General features: G+C 69.0%; 2 protein-coding genes. Both read left to right on the plus strand.

Features of this window, described 5'->3' with window-relative positions:
- The first annotated feature begins 548 nt into the window (after positions 1-548).
- Positions 549-1109 (plus strand): hypothetical protein, encoded by a 561-nt coding sequence (locus tag G446_RS0113340; RefSeq protein WP_156916687.1) that lies wholly within the window; start codon positions 549-551, stop codon positions 1107-1109.
- An 81-nt stretch (positions 1110-1190) separates the two neighbouring features.
- Positions 1191-1631, plus strand: a complete 441-nt coding sequence (locus tag G446_RS0113345; protein ID WP_026410508.1) for a hypothetical protein — start codon at positions 1191-1193, stop codon at positions 1629-1631.
- The last annotated feature ends 879 nt before the right edge of the window (positions 1632-2510 follow it).

Below are 2510 nucleotides of genomic sequence, written 5' to 3' on the forward strand. Positions count from 1 at the left end.
CGAGCAGTGGCGCCTGGAAGCAGGCCACACCGTGGCCAGGCGCATCACCCAGCTGGAGGAGGAACACCGACTCGGAATCTGACACCACCACCCGCGGGGTCAGACTGCCCTGTCCCATCCTTCTCGCACCACCGCACCGATCCGGGACGTCGAACCGCGACTCCTGGCGAGAAAGGCTCAGTAAATTGCGCTCCGAGAACGGAGAGTTTCGTGGCCCGCGAAACAATCCGGCGATCAATGACATGATCGTGTATCGTGTTTCGATAACTTCTCAGTATACTTGAGGCGTGACACAACCTGAATTATCACAGCCCGACCGAGCGCCGTCGACCGGCTCCGACCGCCCTTACCCTTACAGCACCGCTCCTGAGACGGTTCAACCCTACGGCACCGCCCCCGGCGCCAACCCGCCCGGCGGCCACCCGGCCGCTCCACCCGCCGGCTACGGTTACGGACCGCCGCTCGTCATGCGCCCCGTCGTGGACGTCGGAGATGCCTGGCGGTGGGCCTGGGCGCAGCTGAAGAGCCGGCCGCTCCTCTTGGCACCCATGCCGCTGTGGATCGCGGTGGGGTTCGCCGTCGGGCTCACCGGCATCAACGTCATCCAGGATATGCCCGACGTCGACAACGGCTGGGGCGTCGTCTTCGTGCCCGTCATGTTCCTCCTCTTCGGATTCGGCCTGCTCGTCCAGACGCGGGCCTCCCTGGTCGTCGCGAGCGGACGGCGCCTGCGCGTCCGGCACCTGGTCACCCTGCCCAACGCCGTGAGATCCGTCGTGGTCTTCTACCTGTGCGGAATACTCCAACTCGCGGGCGGCGCTACGGTGGCCCTGGGGGTCCTGGCGGCCTATTTCTTCCTCTTCGCGACCCGCGGGGCCCTGGCCCGCAGGCTCGGCGTCTTCAAGGCCATCGGGCGCTCCCGCGCCCTCATGGGCTCGGGGAGCGCGATAACGCTCGCCCTGGCGGTCTGGGGGCTGTACGTCCTGTCCCTGCTCACAATCATCGGCTGGATCGTGCTGTGGCCGGTGGCCGACCTCATGATCACGTACGCCTACGTGCAGCTCGCCGGTCCGCCCGACGACTCGACGGTCCCTCCGACGGACCGGTAGGCTCATCATCACATCCCTGACGGTGGCGGCCGCGGCCCGCGCACCGACCGCTCCGATCGTGCTCGAGAAAGGAATCGAACGATGACGGAATGGTCTTTCGAGACCCAGATGGAGGCCTTCCAGGCCATCTCGGACGGCTGGGCGAAATGGATGTCGGCCAACAAGGTGCAGGAGGTCGTCGTCGAGATCGAGGCCGTGGGCACCCGCGCCAAGGCCTCCAGCCGGGTCCTGCGCCCCCGGGGCCTCATGCGCAGGCCCGCGTGGGCGGACAACGAGCTGCCCGCCGAGCTCGTCCACCAGGCCGTGGCCCTGCGCGTGGCCATGGCCCGGCCCGGCGGCGGCACCTGGACCTGGACGAAGTTGTCGATGAACAACCAGGATTACCGGCTCATCTCCGACTTCGACTACGACCGCCGCCCCGAGATGACCCCGGCCGTCAGCGCCGAGGACTGCGCCGAGGAGCTGCGGCTCTTCCCCCGTGACCCCAAGGCGACCCCGGAGTGGATGCGCCCCGGCTCCTGAACGATCCCGACCGGGCGCCCGGCTCGCGGTCCAGGGCGTCGGCGGGGCGGACTCCTCGTCGAGACGTGCATTTCGCACTCGAGAACAACGGTTGGAACTGCACTTTCGAGTGCGAAGTGCACGTCTGGGCGCCGGAGGCGTCCGGAGCGGACGGGCGGGCCGGCGTCGCGGCCCGCGGGATCGCCGGGGCGCTCGTCACGGCTGCCGCCCAAGCGGCGGCCGCCCCTCGGCGAGGACCCTGGTGGCGCCGGTTGTTCGAATCTGTTGCAAAGACCCGGGTCGCGCCGAAGCGTGCGAGAAGAAACGTTGATATTCCGCGCTTCTTCTCGCGGCCGATCCCGGCCCGGAGCGCCTTTGCAACAGATCTGGACACGTCCCCATCTCAGACCGTCCCAGGAGCCCCACCCGCCCCATTGCGGGTGAGTCCTTCGGCATGGTGCCACCGGTGGCGCCGTGGGGCTCCTGCCCAGCGGTTCCGGGGGTCCGCGGGAGGCCCGCCGAACCGTGAAGGTTATTCGGGGGTGGCTTTGAAGGCGTGGGGCGTGAAGGTCGTGGTGACGGTCTGCTCGGGCGGGCCCTCCTCGTCCGAAGGGTTGTTGCGGAGGCGTCCGGGTGCGTCTGCCGGTGTGATGCGGGGGGCGCGGGGCCGGCCGTGACGGCCCGCATCGAGTCGCCTCCGGGTGCGTCGGGATCGGCGGGCCGGGCGGCGGAGGCGATTCCGACGTCCCCGCCGGTCGTCCCGCATGGTGGGACGGCGTCTCGCATGCCGTGACGCGCCCCGGCTCGCGAGATCGTCACTTAACCTCGATCTTTCATCGTCTGGTTGGGTGGGGTTGGGCGGCGTCGTTGCCGGTGCTGCGGGGTTGATTGTGGCATGGG

Source organism: Actinomyces dentalis DSM 19115, assembly GCF_000429225.1.
GTDB classification, from domain to species: domain Bacteria; phylum Actinomycetota; class Actinomycetes; order Actinomycetales; family Actinomycetaceae; genus Actinomyces; species Actinomyces dentalis.